19 protein-coding genes are annotated in these 16,860 nt (G+C 53.2%); 5 read left to right on the top strand and 14 right to left on the bottom strand.

Features of this window, described 5'->3' with window-relative positions; translation table 11 throughout:
• Positions 1-9: 9 nt before the first annotated feature.
• From HALTITAN_RS20235 to HALTITAN_RS20205, 7 genes are all read right to left on the bottom strand, one after another.
• Complete coding sequence (locus HALTITAN_RS20235) at positions 10-1,332, bottom strand: DUF2252 domain-containing protein (RefSeq protein ID WP_009288200.1); 1,323 nt, start codon at positions 1,330-1,332, stop codon at positions 10-12.
• Between the two features lie 75 nt (positions 1,333-1,407).
• On the bottom strand, positions 1,408-2,901 hold the full coding sequence (locus HALTITAN_RS20230; RefSeq protein ID WP_039860264.1) for a sodium:solute symporter family protein: 1,494 nt from the start codon (positions 2,899-2,901) through the stop codon (positions 1,408-1,410).
• A complete protein-coding gene (locus HALTITAN_RS20225) occupies positions 2,894-3,121 on the bottom strand; it encodes a hypothetical protein (protein WP_039860262.1) in 228 nt (75 codons plus the stop codon). The genes HALTITAN_RS20230 and HALTITAN_RS20225 overlap by 8 nt, the downstream gene beginning before the upstream one ends.
• A gap of 11 nt (positions 3,122-3,132) precedes the next feature.
• Positions 3,133-4,554, bottom strand: a complete 1,422-nt coding sequence (locus tag HALTITAN_RS20220; RefSeq protein ID WP_039860260.1) for an amidase — start codon at positions 4,552-4,554, stop codon at positions 3,133-3,135.
• Positions 4,555-4,699: 145 nt separating this feature from the next.
• Positions 4,700-5,602 carry a LysR family transcriptional regulator gene (locus HALTITAN_RS20215; protein WP_009288197.1) on the bottom strand — a complete coding sequence of 301 codons (903 nt, stop codon included), beginning with the start codon at positions 5,600-5,602 and terminating at the stop codon, positions 4,700-4,702.
• A 9-nt stretch (positions 5,603-5,611) separates the two neighbouring features.
• Positions 5,612-6,088, bottom strand: a complete 477-nt coding sequence (locus HALTITAN_RS20210; RefSeq protein ID WP_009288196.1) for a GNAT family N-acetyltransferase — start codon at positions 6,086-6,088, stop codon at positions 5,612-5,614.
• Between the two features lie 204 nt (positions 6,089-6,292).
• Entirely contained in the window at positions 6,293-6,928 is a 636-nt protein-coding gene (locus tag HALTITAN_RS20205; RefSeq protein ID WP_039860258.1) for a glutathione S-transferase family protein, read from the bottom strand.
• A 148-nt stretch (positions 6,929-7,076) separates the two neighbouring features.
• Between HALTITAN_RS20205 and HALTITAN_RS20200 the strand changes: the two genes are divergently transcribed.
• Positions 7,077-8,060, top strand: a complete 984-nt coding sequence (locus tag HALTITAN_RS20200) for a helix-turn-helix transcriptional regulator (protein ID WP_009288195.1) — start codon at positions 7,077-7,079, stop codon at positions 8,058-8,060.
• Between the two features lie 117 nt (positions 8,061-8,177).
• The gene (locus HALTITAN_RS20195; protein ID WP_035538237.1) at positions 8,178-9,698 is read left to right on the top strand and encodes a sensor domain-containing diguanylate cyclase; all 1,521 of its coding nucleotides are present in this window, start codon (positions 8,178-8,180) and stop codon (positions 9,696-9,698) included.
• An 8-nt stretch (positions 9,699-9,706) separates the two neighbouring features.
• Here the strand turns inward: HALTITAN_RS20195 and bluB are convergent, their stop codons facing one another.
• Together bluB and HALTITAN_RS20185 are read right to left on the bottom strand one after the other, a co-directional pair.
• Positions 9,707-10,384: a 5,6-dimethylbenzimidazole synthase gene (gene bluB, locus HALTITAN_RS20190; RefSeq protein WP_009288193.1), complete on the bottom strand. Its 678-nt coding sequence runs from the start codon at positions 10,382-10,384 to the stop codon at positions 9,707-9,709.
• Between the two features lie 57 nt (positions 10,385-10,441).
• The gene (locus HALTITAN_RS20185) at positions 10,442-11,197 is read right to left on the bottom strand and encodes an NAD(P)H-dependent oxidoreductase (protein ID WP_039860256.1); all 756 of its coding nucleotides are present in this window, start codon (positions 11,195-11,197) and stop codon (positions 10,442-10,444) included.
• 88 nt (positions 11,198-11,285) lie between these two features.
• Here HALTITAN_RS20185 and HALTITAN_RS26240 point away from each other — a divergent pair, with 88 nt between their 5' ends.
• Positions 11,286-11,444 carry a helix-turn-helix domain-containing protein gene (locus HALTITAN_RS26240; RefSeq protein ID WP_083868858.1) on the top strand — a complete coding sequence of 53 codons (159 nt, stop codon included), beginning with the start codon at positions 11,286-11,288 and terminating at the stop codon, positions 11,442-11,444.
• A gap of 19 nt (positions 11,445-11,463) precedes the next feature.
• Here HALTITAN_RS26240 and HALTITAN_RS20180 read toward each other — a convergent pair whose 3' ends face one another.
• Positions 11,464-11,952, bottom strand: a complete 489-nt coding sequence (locus HALTITAN_RS20180; protein WP_027960018.1) for a MarR family winged helix-turn-helix transcriptional regulator — start codon at positions 11,950-11,952, stop codon at positions 11,464-11,466.
• 96 nt (positions 11,953-12,048) lie between these two features.
• Here HALTITAN_RS20180 and HALTITAN_RS20175 point away from each other — a divergent pair, with 96 nt between their 5' ends.
• Positions 12,049-12,975, top strand: coding sequence for a DMT family transporter (locus HALTITAN_RS20175; protein ID WP_027960017.1), 927 nt, complete (start codon positions 12,049-12,051; stop codon positions 12,973-12,975).
• 21 nt (positions 12,976-12,996) lie between these two features.
• Positions 12,997-13,635 carry an NAD(P)-dependent oxidoreductase gene (locus tag HALTITAN_RS20170; protein ID WP_027960016.1) on the top strand — a complete coding sequence of 213 codons (639 nt, stop codon included), beginning with the start codon at positions 12,997-12,999 and terminating at the stop codon, positions 13,633-13,635.
• A 127-nt stretch (positions 13,636-13,762) separates the two neighbouring features.
• On the opposite strand, the gene HALTITAN_RS20165 is transcribed toward HALTITAN_RS20170, so the two are convergent.
• From HALTITAN_RS20165 to HALTITAN_RS20150, 4 genes are all read right to left on the bottom strand, one after another.
• Positions 13,763-14,188 (bottom strand): GNAT family N-acetyltransferase, encoded by a 426-nt coding sequence (locus HALTITAN_RS20165; protein WP_039860254.1) that lies wholly within the window; start codon positions 14,186-14,188, stop codon positions 13,763-13,765.
• A 23-nt stretch (positions 14,189-14,211) separates the two neighbouring features.
• Positions 14,212-14,718, bottom strand: coding sequence for a 2-thiouracil desulfurase family protein (locus HALTITAN_RS20160; protein WP_009288192.1), 507 nt, complete (start codon positions 14,716-14,718; stop codon positions 14,212-14,214).
• A 77-nt stretch (positions 14,719-14,795) separates the two neighbouring features.
• Positions 14,796-15,260, bottom strand: coding sequence for a GNAT family N-acetyltransferase (locus HALTITAN_RS20155; protein WP_027960013.1), 465 nt, complete (start codon positions 15,258-15,260; stop codon positions 14,796-14,798).
• A gap of 278 nt (positions 15,261-15,538) precedes the next feature.
• Positions 15,539-16,405 carry a sigma 54-interacting transcriptional regulator gene (locus tag HALTITAN_RS20150; RefSeq protein ID WP_197029734.1) on the bottom strand — a complete coding sequence of 289 codons (867 nt, stop codon included), beginning with the start codon at positions 16,403-16,405 and terminating at the stop codon, positions 15,539-15,541.
• Between the last annotated feature and the right edge of the window lie 455 nt (positions 16,406-16,860).

The following is a 16,860-nucleotide window of genomic DNA, read 5'->3' as shown; positions in this document are numbered from 1 at the left end:
ATTGGTTAATTAAGCAGCCCCCGACGCCAGGAAGTGATCAATAAACACAGCGTAATCCTGCTCTGTGCAGTCGGCGTAAGCCACCGCCAGTGTTGTAACCACCTCAATAAACAGGTCTTCACGCCCTTTTAATCGTTGGCAAACGGCCTTGGCAAAGCGTGTTGAGTCACCCTGGTTAAGCGCCTGGGCACCGCGCAGGTGTTCACGGGCGAGAATTTCTCCCCACTGCTTTGCCAGTTTTCGATATGACTTACCGCCAGAAAGCTTATGGGTCGGAAAGTCTTTCTTGAACGGCGAGCGCTCACGCACCGAAAACACCTTTCCGTTCATGGTTAGCCAGCCGAGATAGGCATCTGGGTGCTCAGCAATGGCGTGGAAGGCAGCTGCATGACGGATGGCTTCGTTAGGAAACAGCTTACGCCACGCCTGCTGCTGTTTTTTATCCATTAATCGAAATGCTTCTGGAGGTACCTGCTCTTTAACATCCAGGATGATGTCATCGTGCTCGTGCTCGACACCGCCTTCAATCAAGACGTAATAGCGTTCGACACCCAACGAACCGGTGCCTGCATCCAAACGCCGTGCCGTATCTTTGACGCGAAAATGGTGGGGATCACTCTCTTTAATAGCGTGTTGTAGCGTTTGCTGATACTCCTGCTCAATTAAGCGGCGTAGTTGGCTGGCCACATCCGCAGGCAGGTTAGCGAGCTTGCCAGGCCGTTCGGCGAACTGGCGGCCTTTCTGCTCATCTAGGGTCGTCCACTTTTCGAGCATCCGCGCACGGCTCTGCTTATCGGCGACTTTACTCATAAAGGGCTTAAGCAGGCCCTTTGCACTATCAAGGGTCACGGCGTGCACGGGCTGACTATCAACGTGATCGACCAGCGTTTGGTAATAGCCCTCTATTAACTTTTTAAGCGCTTTATCAATCGTTTTTGGATCCAGCTCAGCATTTTCACGAGCATCTAATACGACGCTGATAGCCAGCCGCCACAGATCGTATTGGTAGTCGCCAATCAGCGCATCATCGAAGTCATCCATGCCGTAGCGCACTTGGTCATCGTGGTGACCATAAGCGCCAAAGTTATAGACGTGGGCGTCGCCCTGCAACCAGGTTTGGGTCTCCGGCCAGCCGCCAAACAGGGCGAACCGCCAATCGTGCCATACATCATTCCAGTACAAATGATTACTGCCGCGATAAAAGCGGTAGGGCGACGCAGCCATTTTGGCGTACTTAGCTTGGCGGGTGGCCGTTGGTAAGGCGTTATTCGCCTGGTGGGTAGCCTCAATCACCTGCTGAGGGCGGTTATGTCCAGTCAATGCATGACTCATCGAATTACCTTTGTTGATGCAAAAAACACTTTAGTACAAAGGTAGTCGATAACCATGAATAGATTAAGTCAGCACTCACACCGCAGCCCGACGTCCCCGTTGGGTAAAACCTCGTGGAGCGGCAATACGAAAGAAGCGCTCCACCACCTCAGCGTGGGTAGCAGGCGTAATCAAAGAGACGGCGACAAATACCGGCAGGTTAAGCATCAGCCCCCAGAAGCCCGCGTGAATACCCATTGGGTGTGGCCAAAGAGTAGTAAACGCCACGGTAATCAGAAAGCCCGCTACGATACCCGCCATTACACCTAAGCGAGAAGCCCGCGGCCAGAAGAACATGCCGATAAAGGCAGGCAGCACCTGGGAGGCAAACCCGAGCCCCACTAACAGAATCATTACCAAACTGCCGGGCTCGGCAATGGCGAGCGGCGCGACCACTAAAAACATAATGGGCAGAATCAGCAGCCGCGCAAGTTTTCCAGTAACGCCATCCGAGAGTTTTAGCACCGGCTGTAGTACATCCTTGCTGAGTGACAACGATACCGAATGAATAAACGGCTCGCTGGAAGACATTGAGGCTGCCAAAGTACCCGCGCCAAGTAATCCAACCAATACTACCGGCAAGTGCTGCATGGCGTACTCAAGTACCACGGTATCGGCCCGGGCCAGTTCAGGTAGCGAAAAAATGCCAATAAAGCCGACAACGACCATAGGCAGAATAACCACGTAATACGTGGGTAGCCACGTCGCGCTGCGGCGAATAGTTCGTGCCGAGGAGGCGCTCATCCACTGCGTCCACACCGGCGGCATAAACGAGAACATGGAAACGATGATCGAGGTTGTCCAGAAACTAAAGCTCATATCGCCGCCTGCGCCGGGCAGAGTGAGAAACTCGCTATGCTCGGCTTGGATACGCTCGAACACGCCCGCAAAGCTCAACCCGCCGGTGGCGCTATGAACGGCCCAGAGGCCAACGGCCCAAGCCACAATCAGCATCAACACGCCTTGAAAGGCATTGGTGCGACCAATCGCCCGCTGACCACTGGCATAGAGGTAAACGGCAATGCAGGCCAGTACCAGCACGACCCCCAACCAAATCGGAATCAAACCGCCGCTCATCACAAACAGAATATAAGCCGAACCTATGGTCTGCAGCACCGCATAAGCAATAGAGCCGATCGCCATAACAAGCGCCGCCAGTGCGCCTAGCGCGGGGCTCTGGTAGCGGTCGGATATGGCACTTGCCTGGGTCACGTGACCAAACTGCTCGCCGAACTGCCACACTTTAGGGCCGAAATACCAAGCAACCAGCGCTAGATACGAAAGGTAAATCGCCACATAAAACACCGCCACCCCTTTGGAATAAGCCCACCCGGGCGCTCCCATAAAGGTGTAAGCACTCACACTACCGGCGGCAATCAGCAGGTAGAGCGTCACCGGCCCCATGCTGCGGCCCGCTACGCCCCACTCCTCCAAGCTATTCATGGAACGCCCTGCTCTGGCGCGTAGGCCAATCACCATGGCAATGGCGACATAGGTCAAGGTTATCAACAGTGGCCAAGGGCTATTCATGGTCGTCTCGCTCCACAATGCGATTGCCGATCAGCATCACCACTACACAGGCAAAAATCACTAGGTAGCTCCACACCACTAACAGAGGCAACCCCATCACTAAGGTGGCTCTGTTTACCCAACCAATCACCGGCCACGTTCCCGCCAGCACCAGCACCACAAACGCAATGAACAGACCCCAGCCCGCCCGGGAGGTAGGCAGTACCAATAAACGTTCCATGAGTGTTCCTCTTATTTAACTGCAGCGTTAATCACTGGCAGCATCGGCCAGCGCATGGGCAACGCCAAACGCATTTCTAGCTGCCGCGCCAGTTTCAGCACAAAGTGATCTCCAAAGCGCGGGCCAACCAACTGCACGCCTATCGGCATATTGACGGAACTAGCGGAACGGCTAAACCCAGCATTAAGCGAGATCGCAGGCTGCTCGCCCATATTCCACGGCACGGTGTAAGCAATGTGCTCAAAGGGCTGGCGCGGATCATTGGTAGGCGATGGCCACTCGGCTGGGAAGGCGATATTGGGTGTGGTGGGTGAAATCACCGCATCGACCTCATCAAATACGGCTTCGGTGGCGCGTCGCATCGCCATGGTTTGCTGAAAACCATGCACTGCTTCTACGCCACTTAAGTGTGCACCACCGTCGGCCCAGGCTAAAATGGCAGGCAACACTTGCTCACGCTCGTTAGCCGAGAGCTTTAACAGCTCGCCCCACTGACGGGCCTGCCAGAAGTGATCCAGGCCATCTAACATTTCTCGGGACAGCACTGGCGCCATCGGCACCAGCGTTGCCCCAGCGGCTTCCAACTGCTTTGCGGCCTGTTCCACGTGGTGGCGAATCTCATCATCCAAAGGTAACCCGCAGCCCGCCTTCATCATCACACCCACTCGCAAACCTTTAACGTCGAGCTCCAGATCCATCCAGTCAATCGTTTCCGGCGGCAGACGCATCGCATCGCGTCGATCTGTGCGGGCAAGCGCCGTCATCATCAGCGCGGCATCCGCTACGCTTCGGGTCATTGGCCCGGCACAGCGGCCTACATAATAAGGGTCTATCGGTACCCGGCCCAAAGTGGGCTTAAAGCCGACGACACCACACCACGCCGCAGGAAGGCGTATCGAGCCACCAATATCGGTGCCCACATGCAGTGGCCCAAGCCCAGCAGCGGCGGCAGCGCCCGCGCCCGCGCTTGAACCGCCGGTATTACAAGCTAAATCCCATGGATTGCGGGTCAAACCATGAAACGACGAGAGCCCGGATGAGAGCATGCCAAAGTCGGGGCAGGTAGTTTTCGCCAGCAGCAGAGCGTTATCTTCCCCTAAACGAGCAGCGGGGGGAGCGTCTTCAGTGGCAACGGGCTGCTCGCCAAGCCCGGTTCCCCCCGGCACTGGCATCCCTTTGGTGGCAATCAACTCTTTAAGGGTGATTGGCACGCCATCCAGCGCGCCGCTAGGTTGCCCCCTAGCCCAGCGCTGGGTGGAGGCTTCGGCTGCTTTAATGAACGCATCAGGTTGATAGGCATACAGCGCATTGATGTGCGGCTCCCAGGCGTCGATATGCTCAACCAGGGCGCTGGCTACTTCAGTTGGCGAGAACCTATAAGCTCGGTAGCCATCAATTAATTGAGTGGCGGTGAGTTGGTGTAGTGCAGGCATCACATTACCTTTTGCTGTTGTTATCAGGCTGACGTTATTAACAAGCTCAGCATGAACCCACACCGTGTCTTCTGCTATTTCAATCTTGACCTCAGCGTGTCCACTTTTTGTGTGCACTCTTCGCTTTTAAAATCTTTCCGGATGATTAGACTGGCAGTGTCTGTAGGGCACTTGCCAGCAGCGAAAGGCAAGCTTCAGTGGCAAAGCTGCGCTGGCGATGGCGATAAACGCAGAGATCAATTCGCGCGGCCTCAAGCTCTGAAGGAGCCAAGGGGATGCTAATGAGTTGACCTAATTGGCACTCCCGAGCTACCGCCATCGGTGGCAATACCAGAACGCCTGCGCCGTTAAGGGCAAGTGCTTTTTGAGTTTCCAGCGAGGCGGTCTTAAAGGTAGGTATTAGGGTAACGCCTGCCCGGTGTGCTGCACGCTCCAGCGCTTGGCGAGCACCATAGGATTCATCAGGTAAGATCAACCGGTGCTCTGCCAAGGTGTGAAGACTCACCTCAGAAGCTGCGGTCAACGGATGGCCTGGAGCCATCACTGCATGGTGATGCAACTCGGCACTAGCAAAGGGCACAATGTCATCATGCCGGGGCATAAAGAAGGACAGGCCAATATCGGCATCGCCTCGGCGCAGCGCCTCCACCATTTGGCTAGCGCTGACGATCCCGATATCAAAACTCAAATGGGGATAGCGCTGCCCCATCTTGGCTAACGTAGGCGCTAGCAAGCCAGCGACAACGCCTTCCGCCACCTGCAAACTGACCCGCCCAGTTCGCAAGCCCTTCAAATCGGCAATATGTTCCTGCACCCGCTCTAGGTCACGGAGGGTACGCTGCGCCTGGGCAGCCAACAACTCCCCCGCCGCCGTCAGGCTAATGCCGTTGGGGCCACGCTCGATGAGTGGTGCGCCAAGCTGGTGTTCCAGTAAATCGATCTGGCGGCTAATCGCTGTGGGGGCAATATGCAGTTGGGCGGCAGCTTGGCGCAGCGAACGACACCGGGCCACAGTATCGAAATAGCGTAATGCGCGGCCACTGATCATAAGCGCCCCTTAAAGCCCCAGCTGCCGTGACATCACTGTTACGTTTTCGCCCCGATACTCAAGGCTTTCTTCATCTTGCCAACCCAGCCGACGATAGAGCGCCTGCTGGTCGGGAGTATAGAGATAGAAGCGCTCGATGCCGCTCTCAGCGGCTTCTACTTCTATCCGGCGTACCAACGCAGAGGCAATACCCTGCCCCCGCCATTCGGGTACGACAAATACTGAGGCAAGCCAGGGGGTAAATTCACGACGAATGCTCATATCATCGGCAATTAGGCTGGCGGTTCCCACAGGGGTTTCGCCTTGTATAGCCACAAAGATGGAGGGCACACCACCCTGACCACATTCGGCCTTTAAATGTTGAATAGCCTGTTCTTGGGTGAGACCTGGGTGTAAATGACCCCAGGCTTCAAATGTCCACCCCGAAACTAACACAACATTTGGATCGTCAGCGCTGAGCCGCTGGAGGGTGATATCGCTTTGCATGAATGGCGCCCTATCTTATTATTTAGCATAGGCGAATACAGTAGCGATATATGGGTAGGCTGGCCAGCGCCGATACCTTCCGCACACGCCGTTGGCCAGAGGCTTTACTGCTATTATCTGTAGCAAAAACTGCAACCAGATAGGGTTCATCTACCTTGAAAGCAATTGCCAACTTAATACAAAAGCGGTAATGCAATTAAGCCATCAGACGTACAAAGGCTTCATTTTCTTAGCCAGTTCATCGTCCAACTCATTGGCCCGCTTGGCTGCTGGCCTGCTTTCCATACGCTCTATGTAATGCTTAAACACCTCTTTTGGTGGGATATTCTCCTGCATTGTTTCCCACCAAAGATAACTGCTAACCAATATATCTGCGGCAGTAAACTGATCGCCGCAAATATAAGCGTTTTCACTGAGTACTTTTTCAAGCGTATTGATACTGTCTTCCACTTGGCCACAACCAACGGCCTGTACGTTGCTGCTGTCGATTTTCCAATTGTAGGCCTTTGCACTAGTAGCCATTTCAAACGGACCCGCCATAAAAAAAAGCCAGCGATAATAAACTCCACGTTCGGGAGATTGCGGGGGTGGTGAAAGCTTTTTATCCGGAACCTGATCCGCCAGGTACGCGCAGATAGCCGCCACTTCCGTCACAACAGTGTTGCCATGTTTGATGGCAGGCACCTTGCCCATGGGGTTTATGGCCAAGTAGTCCTCAGATTTCATCTCTGAATCGAACTCCATCGCCTTTACCGAGTAGTCTATGCCTACTTCTTCCAACATCCAGCGCACAACGCGCCCGCGGGACATAGGGTGGGTGTAAAACGTTAGCTCTGACATATTAGGCTCCTTTTTCAGTCAATTTTCCGGTGACACAAGGTACTGCCAGATCAGATTAGTTTGTTAATAGGTGAGAATCCGCCCTAAATAAAAGCAACAATGCATTTTTCTGCAAGACTTTAACGATGGCTTCAGTAGGGAGGCAGTAATGGCAGGCCCCACAACACGCGTACTTGCGGTGCTTGAGTTGCTGCAAGCTAATGGCCAAATGGGCGGCGCTGAATTGGCCGAGCGCCTGGGCGTGGATCGGCGCACTATACGGCGATACATTACGGCGCTGGAAGATATAGGCGTGCCGATAGTGACCGAGCAAGGGCGCTACGGTGGCTACCGATTGGTGGCTGGCTTCAAGCTGCCACCCATGATGTTTACCGAAGAAGAGACATTCGCCGTTTCGTTAGGCTTATTGGCCGCTAGCCAGCTGGGACTAACAAACGCAGCGCCCGCCATTGCCAGCGTACAAGCGAAGCTCGAGCGAGTGATGCCAGCTAATTTAAAAAGCCGTGTTCGCGGTATCAGTGAGACCACTCAGGTGATCTTACCCCGGCGCGAACCCAGCCGTGATGACCGCGCCCTTGAGACGCTGACTAAAGCCACAGAGACCATGCGAACCGTGGGGCTTACCTACCACTCCCCGCAGCATGATCCAGTTAAGCGTCAGATCGACCCTTACGGGCTAGTTTTCCAACAAGGTAGGTGGTATGCCGTCGGTTTTTGCCATCTGCGGGGAGCCATGCGCTCATTTCGGTTAGATCGCATCAGCGGCGTGCACCTACTCTCAGGTACCTTCATACGCCCCACCCGCTTTGATGCAGCCGATTTTTTGAGCGAAAGCCTCATGTCCTGGGGCCCCACTCATGAAGTATCACTGGTGCTACACATTGATCATGCCGCGTCCACTGGCTTTGAGAACCAATTTTTCTGTACAGGTCAGTTCGAACAGGTTGAAGGTGGACTACTGCTCCATACACGCACGGATAGTTTCGAGTGGTTTGCCTATTGGCTGGCACAGCTCCCATTTCAATTTACCATCCTCAAACCAGACGGCCTCAAAGAGGCGCTTCGCGAACACGCCAACCATTTACTAGCAAGTTGTGAGAGCGCTTCACCATATTCAACAGATACGCCCTGAAACAGTCTAAAACCTGGGAGATAACGAAGGCGCTATTCGCCTGATTTTAAGGATAAGGCTTCTTAGCCTCTTAAGTGCTAGTCTGTTAATCAAATAACTTTGAATACAGACTCACAAATGCAACATTCATCAAGGCGCACACACCGTCTTGCATTGGCGACAATTGCCCCGCGAATTTTTGCCTTTTGCCATACCTTCGGACTCACCGTATGGATTGCCGTGGTAGAAGGTAGCGGCTGGACACTTATTCTGCCCGGGATTTTGCTGCTGCTATGGCCCGGTGTTGCCTATGCGCTTGCTGTAAGCGCCCAGAACTCCAAGCGTGCCGAGTTCAGAAATCTCCTCTATGACAGCCTGCTATTTGGTTTTTGGTGCAGCGTGCTGGATTTTTACGTTTTAGCCACCATCACCATTGGGCTTGCCTGTTTGATGAACAATTTAGTGGTCGGCGGAGTACGGAAGATGCTTATTTCAGCCGTACTTTTCACAACCGCAGCCTTGATTGGAAGCGCCTTAACGGGATTCAAGTTTCGCCCCTATGTGAGCAACAATTTAGACATCTACCAATGGACGGGGGCAGTCATCTATTTTCTAACCATAGGCCGCATAACGTACAGTCAGAATCGTCAGATCGGCCGCAGCATTGGCGAGATTCAGTTTCAGAACCGAGTCTTTCACGCGCTGCTTGATCTCGGGACGGTGGCAAATCGTGCGACCAATATCCATACCCTGCTAGATGACTCATTAAACCACCTACACTCCCATTTCCCCGACTACGGTTTTGCTGTTTTTGTACAAGAACGACAACGTTGTGAAGTGACACGCTACGCGGCTGTTGCGGGACTAAGCCCAAAGGATGAACAGCGTCTAAAGCATCTATTGGCCAGCGTTCGTAGGCAAAGAGTACAGCCGGACACACGGCCACAAACAGACGAAGGCGAGAACCTATATGTCATGTCCATGGAAGGCCGTCTAAGCTTGTACGAAGGCTGGCTGATCATGAAAGCTCCCAGCCGAGAAGACGGCTTGGAGCAAATACTTTCCCTCTTTGCCGACCAACTAGCGGCCGCTACCGAAAATAAATTGCTACATTTGGAATTGAAGAAAACGGCTGAGCGTGACGGACTCACCGGCCTTTATAACCGAGGTTTCTTGGAAGCCGCGCTGCAAATGAGCATTCAAGGCAAGGCGCAGACGCCGAGCCTGGATTTTGCTGTATTGATGATGGACGTCGACAAGCTTAAGGAAGTGAACGACCATTATGGTCATGTTGCAGGCGATCAACTGATTTCCAGCGTTGCCAAGTACCTGCAACTTCACTGCAGGGACAGCGACATACTTGCACGCTGCGGTGGCGATGAATTCGTCATTCTATTTCCTTCTGCCGACTTGACGGCAGCCAAGCGTATGGCCAACTTGATCAGAGACAATTTGCCTGAACAGCGTTGCATTATCGACACCGCTAGCGGTGAACGTGAAGAACTGACGCTTCATTTGAGCTTGGGATTCGCCAGCTCCAGCGAAGTGCCTGCCATACAGGTATTTGCTCTGGCAGACCAGCGCATGTACGAAGACAAGAACCAGCGCCGCAAGCAAAGAGTAGATGACTTGGGCACAGCGAGCTGGCCCCCCTTATAAAAACTTCCTCACAAACCACTGGCAAGCGGCTGCCCCCACTGATCGCCATGTACTAGTTCACTTAATGGCAAGCGAGAGCGCCAGCCTTTGGCTTCAAGCTCTGGTTGGTCTAAAAACTCGCTAACATAGCCAAGGCAGAGATACGCCAAGGGGTAAACGTGGTCAGGCAGATTCAGCGCCTTGCTCAGCTGCTCTTGGTCGAGAATGCTCACCCAACCAACGCCAATACCTTCTACCCGCGCAGCCAACCAGAGATTCTGTACAGCGAGACAAGTGCTGAAAAGATCGGTATCCACCATACTATTGCGCCCCAGCACGTGAGGGCCGCCCCGGCTTCGGTCACAGGTAATACAGAGATTAAGCGGGCTCTCCATAATACCTTGCAGCTTAAGGCTGCGATAATGCGCTTGACGCTCGCCTTCAAAGCGTTCGGCGGCCTTCTGATTCTCCTGCTCGAACATCGCCAGCACTGCTTCTCTGACGCTGCGACTTTCAATCACGATGAAATCCCAGGGCTGCATAAATCCCACTGAAGGCGCATGATGCGCGGCCTCCAAAAGGCGGGCCAGTACATCAGGAGGTATTCTGTCGGGCAGAAATTGCGAGCGCACATCGCGCCGCTCGTGTATGGCGCGGTAGAGCCCACGGCGCTCAGCATCGGAAAAACGGTGGTTCGAGGTGGTCATGGCGCTGATTGGGCCTTTTGCTGATCTGTTTTATAGACAGTAAGAGTCTACACGAGCTCAGCCTAGCCGCCATCTCAGCGGGTTTGTTTGGCGTAAAACGCCATCTTCGTCCCAGTCATCCCATCCGGTAAAGGGGATGGGCAGTTCGCTGTCCAAGTTTCTCAGACGAGCTACCAAGGCCGCTTTGCAGGCCTCTAGGTGACCAATGATGTCAGCTTCCTCTTGGTAACGAATACCGCCACCTTGAATGCCGTAACCCACCTGAGGCGCCAGCACGTCAAAGCCAACATAATACAACGATGCGTGTATGGGCCACAGCCAGTGCACCATATTGCCAGCTCGGCCAAAAGGCTGAAATGCTTTCTCCGGTGAGCCCGTGGTGACTGATAGCATCGCCTTCCTACCGCGATAGTAGCCTCTGTCGTAACGCATGCGGCTTGTATAGCGCCCGCCATACACCAACACCCGATCAAACCAGCCTTTCAAAATGGCAGGCTGGGCGTGCCACCATAAGGGAAACTGGAAGATCACCAAGTCAGCCCACTCCAACCGCGCCAACTCCCGCTGGACATCCTGCGGTAATGTGTTTTTCTCGTAGTGAGCCCGCTGCTCATTGAGGGGATAGAAGTAGTCCGACGCCACGGCGCTATGCGGATATTGCTCAGGGCGCTCCACCGGATCAAACTGCTCAGCATAGAGATCATCCACTTCCACTGTATGCCCCTCGCCCACCAGTTGTTCTACCGCCCCATCCACTAAGCCGCCATTAAACGACTTGCGTTCAGGATGAGCCAAGACGATCAACACATTCATTCTGCGCTTCCCCTATTGATTGGTTCAACGACAGACTAACCTGTTCAAATACGCTCAAACATTCGCGGAAAATGACAACTCAGTTTGCATGAATGAACAGCAAATAAGGTGGGACGATCTAGCGATTGCAGAGGTGGGGGCGCTATCCGGCGCCAGCCGAGCGCTGTGTATCAGCCATGCCAACGTATTCAAGTGTTTAAGCGAGATGGAACAAAGTCTAGGCGTGACTCTTTTCAATAGTGGCTAAGTTGCCGCTACGACACACATCACTCCTGCTCCAATCCCGCCAAGAACTGCTTAAGCAGCTCATCGAGTTGCGCTCGTTGCTCTTCAGTTAGGCCGCTCACCAGCTGCGCCTGGGTTTCCACATGAGCAGCAACGGCTTCATCGATTAACTCGAATCCACGCTGGGAAAGAGAGATGAGAAAACCACGACCATCGTCGGGGTTTTTGACCCGCTTGATCAAACCCGCCTTTTCCAGTTGATTGATGCGGTGAGTCATGGTGCCTGAAGTCACCATGGTGGATGCCATCAAATCCCCCGGTGATAGCGCGTAGGGCGCCCCCTCACGGCGAAGAGTTGCCAGAACGTCAAAGCTCGCGTCAGTCAGACCGTATTTCGCCCAGGTCTTCTCCATTGCGCGCATTAAGGTGTGATTCAGCCGTTTGACCCGCCCGATGGTAGCCATCGGCGCTACATCGAGGTCAGGCCGCTCCTGCCGCCACTGTTTGAGAATGTTGTCTACATGATCCATGAGTGTATTTTGCGCTTAATTATCTTGACGTCAAGATTAATCACACATATCTTGATATCAAGACACTTCGAAACGGTACCAATGAGAACTACGCGAATGACATCATTAAGCACTACCCGCACACACTCACGCAAAAGAGCTTGGCTTGCCCCACTGGTGTATCTGTTATCCGGCGGAGCCTTGCTGGGTCTATCGACTAATTTGGCAAAACTTGCCGGTGACATTCAGCTACCGGCACTCGCTTTTCTGTTTTGGTCAATTTCAGGAGCGGCGCTTATTCTATTGGTTCTCGCGGCCTTCCGCGGCAATCTGCCGCCGGTTAACGTTCGCACCGTTGAGTATTACGCTATTTCAGGTCTGCTGGGCGTAGCGGGTGCCAACCTGCTTTTTTTCTCAGCTATCCCCCATGTGGGTGCGGGGTTCGTGGCATTAATCATCACTCTGCCACCGCTACTCACCTACATCGGCGCATTAGCGTTAAAAATGGAGCGGTTTCAGGTGTTGCGTGCGGCGGGGGTTATATCAGCCCTCGCGGGGGCCGTCACCCTGGCCTTCCATAAGCTTTCGGCGCCGGATGCCAATTACCTCTGGATTCTCCTCGCTTTAATTGGTCCCGTTCTGCTGGCTATCGGCAACATCTACCGAACCTTACGCTGGCCAGAAGGCGTATCCAGCGATGCGTTGGCGCCGGGGATGCTTATCGCAGCGGCCATCATTCTCCTCAGCGTGGGGTTTCTGCCTGGCTTCTCACTGAACGTTCCGACAGAACGTCCCCTGCCGTTCTTGCTGATGGCACTCCAGGCGATGGTCTTCGCAGGCCAGTTCTTACTGCTCTTCCTGCTACAGAAAAGCGGCGGCCCGGTGTTTCTGAGCCTATTGGGTTCCGTCGGCGCCGTGGTGGGCGTTCCGGTCGCCATATTGCTACAAGGAGAAACCGCTCCCGAAGGCTTACTGCTTGGCACCCTATTAATTGGAGCCGGAATTACCCTGCTCAACATTGGCAAAGCCAAACAACTTAACTAATGAACCCAAGAGAGATATATCATGAAAATTGCAATATTTGGTGCCGCTGGCGACGTTGGCAAACGCATTATGAATGAAGCATTAGCACGTGGTCATAACGTAACCGGCGTGGTGAGAACAGAGAGTCAGCTTAACAAACTGCCCGCTGAAGCCAGCCGCTGTGTCGCGGATATAGCGGACTCACACCAGCTAGCTCATGTTATTCAAGGACAAGACGTGCTGATCAGCGCCGTTCGCCCACCCGATGGAAAAGAAGCGACGCTGGTGGCGCTAACCCGTTCTCTAATGGCGAGTGCCCTTCCGGGTCAGCGAGTGCTCTTGGTAGGCGGAGCCGCACGATTGCTAATCCCCGGGCGCGCCGGTGATACGGTCTTAACAGCCCCCGATTTCCTTCCTGCCTCTGCGCTAGAAATTGCCAAGGCATGCCAAGCTCAGTATGAACTCTGCTTGGGTGAAACCAGCACAGCGTGGACTTACTTCTCCCCTGCCGCCATGCTCATGCCTGGAGAGCGTACGGGACGATATCGTCTTGGCACCGATACCCTCGTCGTGGACAATAACGGAGAATCTCGCATTTCAATGGAGGATTTCGCGGTAGCGATGCTTGATGAAGCAGAGACGCCCCAGCATATTCAGAAAGCCTTTACGGTAGGTTATTAATACAAAAATCGGCAAACTACCCCGTCATCCAACCTAAAAAAGTAAAGCGAGCGTCGGTAGGTTCCAGCAGCAGCACCGGCGCAATCTCTTGTAGTACTTAACAGTAAAGCCCCATTAATTTAACGGGTTAGAGTATGCTCCGCTCCATATAGTGAGTCCCACCCTCTGTTTTATGCACGCGAAACCCCATACGCTCGTATAGCGCTATTGCTGGGTTGATACAAAACACACGCAGCCGAAGTAAGCGGATGCCCGACTGTTGGGCGATTTCCTTCGTGTGGCGGATTGCCGCTGTACCTAAGCCTTGGCGCTGCCACTTCTGATCAATTTGTAGCTCTCGAATATAGTAAGCGGCTTCATCGTGATTTATGCATAACAACCCTACTGGGCTAGCGTTAATAACTAATTCGTAACTGTTTAACTCATCCCATTGTTTATCAAACAGGGCTGTATTCCAGCGCATATCCAACTGTTCGTAGTAAGCAGACATATTTTGGCGAATTAATTTTTCCGCGAACGCCTTGTCGTTAGTAGACCGAATAATAGGCGTCATATCTCGATATCCTAATGCTGCTTTCACGAACTTGTAGCAAGAAGTGCAGTGTTAGCTTGGGCTATTTCATACTGACTAAACACGTGCACACCATGTTCCCGAAGCAGTGCGGCTGTTACTCCCATACCCGGTACTTTTTTACCAGAGAAACTGCCGTCATAAATAGCGGTGCTTCCGCATGAAGGACTGAACTCAGCAAGCACTGCGATATCGATAGCGAATTTACGGCACAGGTTCAAAGCGATAGAGGCACCTGCTAAAAATTCATTGGTCACCTTGCCTCCATCGTTTTCGATAACATCGACCTCACCGTTTAAAACACCCTTACCACTGCCTTGGAAAATCTCCGCGGGCGGCCTGGGAATACTCATCCCCGCCTCAACTTCGGGGCAAACAGAAACGATTCGGCCTTCAGAACGCCACTGCTCAACGATCTGATCATCCACGGAAAGGGCGCCACCATCATAGCGAACCTGTTTACCCAAGAGACAGGCGCTCATTAATACTTTTCTCAAATCACCAATCTCCAATCTCCAATCTCCAATACGGTGATGAACTCAAGAGTGACGTTTTAACTGAATCGACCCAACTAGGAAAGCTCTTCTTGTCAGCCATTTAACTTTAGCTGCTTTCGGAAATACACTCGATTAAACCCCGCTTCATGCCGACACTCGCCCCTGACGTATCCTAGTTTGGGGTACATGGCGAGATTTTCTATCATGGCTTCATTCGTATAAAGTTCCACGGCTTCGTATCCCTTTTCCTCGGCTGAACATTCCACGTGATCGATCAATCGCTTCCCAATGCCGAGGCCACCATACTCGGGTAGTATGGCAACGTTTTCGAGGTGAAAATGATCGCCTTCGGGGTAGAACACAACATAGCCCACAAAATGTGAATCAAGGATAGCAACATCTATGTAGCCGTAGCCGACTAGGCTTGCGTAGTCTGCATGCATGGGCGCAGGTTCACGACCAATGCGACTGATGTACTTTGAATAGGCCAAACGAGCGCAGGACTGAATGTCTGTCAAATCGGTTACGAGTGCAGTGCGGATGTCGATTAAGGGCATATCGGCATAATCTCGATGGTATTGTGATTGTCGAACATCCAAGAGATCGCAGCGGTAGCGTTTAATGCTTTGGACTTATCGCGTTTGCCGCCAATGACGCACCATTGCAATGCCTTCTTCATTCACTAAAAGTCAACATATATTGTTGCATTGCTCTCTTCTGGGCGCATAAAACAAAGCAAGCTGGCGGTTAGAACGAGTTCACACCGGGAAGATAAAGAGCGTCTATTATCAAACGAATCTGGTAATGTGGCTTCGTCAAATCAGGGCTACTACCGCTACCGTTTCGCCTCTTTAGCCAACCGGCTGTAGAGCGTGGATCGGGCAATGCCGAGTTGCTTTGCCGCTTGGGTCAAGTTACCTCCTTGGCGCGCTATTGTTTCTTTGATGAGAAGCTCTTCCGTTGTCCTGAGATCAGAAGTCGACGTATATTCTAGCCTATTCGTCGCTGAAGGGGCCTCTTGGTTCATACGAACCTCCTCGGGTAAGTCGTGCCATTCAATGCATTTCCCCGAAGCCATTAGCATCGACATTTCCAGAACATTGCGCAGCTCGCGCACGTTTCCGGGCCAATGGTAATGACTCAAGCAGTCCTGGGCCTCGCTCGACAGTGAAACGGGGGTTGTTCCCCGTTGCATGGCAAGCGTTCTGCACAGCTGCTCGGCGATCAACAGCACGTCGTCTCCCCGCTCGCGCAGAGGCGGAACCCTCAAGCGCAGCGTAGCAATGCGATAAAACAGATCCTGACGAAAGGTGCCCTTTTCCACTTCATTGGCCAGGTTGCGGTTGGTCATCGATACCAGACCGATGGCTACCCGCTTTTCCTGATGGCTGCCGATACGGTAGACGATACCGTCGTCCAGTACCCGTAACAGATACGGCTGCATACCGGGCGGCAATTCGCCGATTTCGTCAAGGCATAGAGTGCCACAATCTGCCACCTCGATCTTGCCGGCAGACGAGCGATCCGCACCGGTAAAAGCCCCCTTTTCATAACCGAACAGCTCACTGGCCATCAATTCACGGGACATCGCGCCACAGTTAATCGGGACGAACGAACCCGAGCGTGGCAATTCGTTGTGGATAGCACGCGCGAACAGCTCCTTGCCTACCCGCGTCTCGCCCTCGATCAGGATGGGGGGCACCACTCTGCGCCATCTTTCGTGCGGTCACACAAGTTTCCAGCATGATGTGACTTTCGCCGATGATATCTTCGAAACCGATGCTCCGTTGCGGCTGGATCAACCTCTTGGCAGGCGCCGCTGGAGAGGCATTGGGCAGAATGAGAATTAGCCGATCAGCTTCTGCTCCATCACTGGCTCACAGCGCACGCCGGGAATCACTTTTTCGATGAATTCAGTGAAACTCACTGAGGTCATCCTGATGCCGTCTTGGCCGAGATCCAACCTACCATTCTGACTGTCCAGCAAGCGGGGGCATCGATGACGAAGACCCCTTAGCGCTCGGTCAGTCGCGTACAGCACTTTCCCGCTGCGTGAAAGCGCGATTGTCGTATCGTTCAATCCCGTGAATCGCCTAGCCAGGAAGTAAAAACGTAAAAGATAATAATAGTTAAAGCTACGAAAAACTTACCAGCTCG

The sequence above is a fragment of the Vreelandella titanicae BH1 genome, assembly GCF_000336575.1.
Lineage (GTDB): Bacteria > Pseudomonadota > Gammaproteobacteria > Pseudomonadales > Halomonadaceae > Vreelandella > Vreelandella titanicae.
The sequence above is the reverse complement of the archived record's forward strand: the minus strand, read 5'-3'. Positions and strand labels throughout refer to the sequence as shown.

Excerpts from the sequence above, each read along its gene's own strand:
- HALTITAN_RS20235 (WP_009288200.1), bottom strand. The coding sequence starts at position 1,332 with ATGAGTCATGCATTGACTGGACATAACCGCCCTCAGCAGGTGATTGAG.
- HALTITAN_RS20230 (WP_039860264.1), bottom strand. The coding sequence starts at position 2,901 with ATGAATAGCCCTTGGCCACTGTTGATAACCTTGACCTATGTCGCCATT.
- HALTITAN_RS20225 (WP_039860262.1), bottom strand. The coding sequence starts at position 3,121 with ATGGAACGTTTATTGGTACTGCCTACCTCCCGGGCGGGCTGGGGTCTG.
- HALTITAN_RS20220 (WP_039860260.1), bottom strand. The coding sequence starts at position 4,554 with ATGCCTGCACTACACCAACTCACCGCCACTCAATTAATTGATGGCTAC.
- HALTITAN_RS20215 (WP_009288197.1), bottom strand. The coding sequence starts at position 5,602 with ATGATCAGTGGCCGCGCATTACGCTATTTCGATACTGTGGCCCGGTGT.
- HALTITAN_RS20210 (WP_009288196.1), bottom strand. The coding sequence starts at position 6,088 with ATGCAAAGCGATATCACCCTCCAGCGGCTCAGCGCTGACGATCCAAAT.
- HALTITAN_RS20205 (WP_039860258.1), bottom strand. The coding sequence starts at position 6,928 with ATGTCAGAGCTAACGTTTTACACCCACCCTATGTCCCGCGGGCGCGTT.
- HALTITAN_RS20200 (WP_009288195.1), top strand. The coding sequence starts at position 7,077 with ATGGCAGGCCCCACAACACGCGTACTTGCGGTGCTTGAGTTGCTGCAA.
- HALTITAN_RS20195 (WP_035538237.1), top strand. The coding sequence starts at position 8,178 with ATGCAACATTCATCAAGGCGCACACACCGTCTTGCATTGGCGACAATT.
- bluB (WP_009288193.1), bottom strand. The coding sequence starts at position 10,384 with ATGACCACCTCGAACCACCGTTTTTCCGATGCTGAGCGCCGTGGGCTC.
- HALTITAN_RS20185 (WP_039860256.1), bottom strand. The coding sequence starts at position 11,197 with ATGAATGTGTTGATCGTCTTGGCTCATCCTGAACGCAAGTCGTTTAAT.
- HALTITAN_RS26240 (WP_083868858.1), top strand. The coding sequence starts at position 11,286 with ATGAATGAACAGCAAATAAGGTGGGACGATCTAGCGATTGCAGAGGTG.
- HALTITAN_RS20180 (WP_027960018.1), bottom strand. The coding sequence starts at position 11,952 with ATGGATCATGTAGACAACATTCTCAAACAGTGGCGGCAGGAGCGGCCT.
- HALTITAN_RS20175 (WP_027960017.1), top strand. The coding sequence starts at position 12,049 with ATGACATCATTAAGCACTACCCGCACACACTCACGCAAAAGAGCTTGG.
- HALTITAN_RS20170 (WP_027960016.1), top strand. The coding sequence starts at position 12,997 with ATGAAAATTGCAATATTTGGTGCCGCTGGCGACGTTGGCAAACGCATT.
- HALTITAN_RS20165 (WP_039860254.1), bottom strand. The coding sequence starts at position 14,188 with ATGACGCCTATTATTCGGTCTACTAACGACAAGGCGTTCGCGGAAAAA.
- HALTITAN_RS20155 (WP_027960013.1), bottom strand. The coding sequence starts at position 15,260 with ATGCCCTTAATCGACATCCGCACTGCACTCGTAACCGATTTGACAGAC.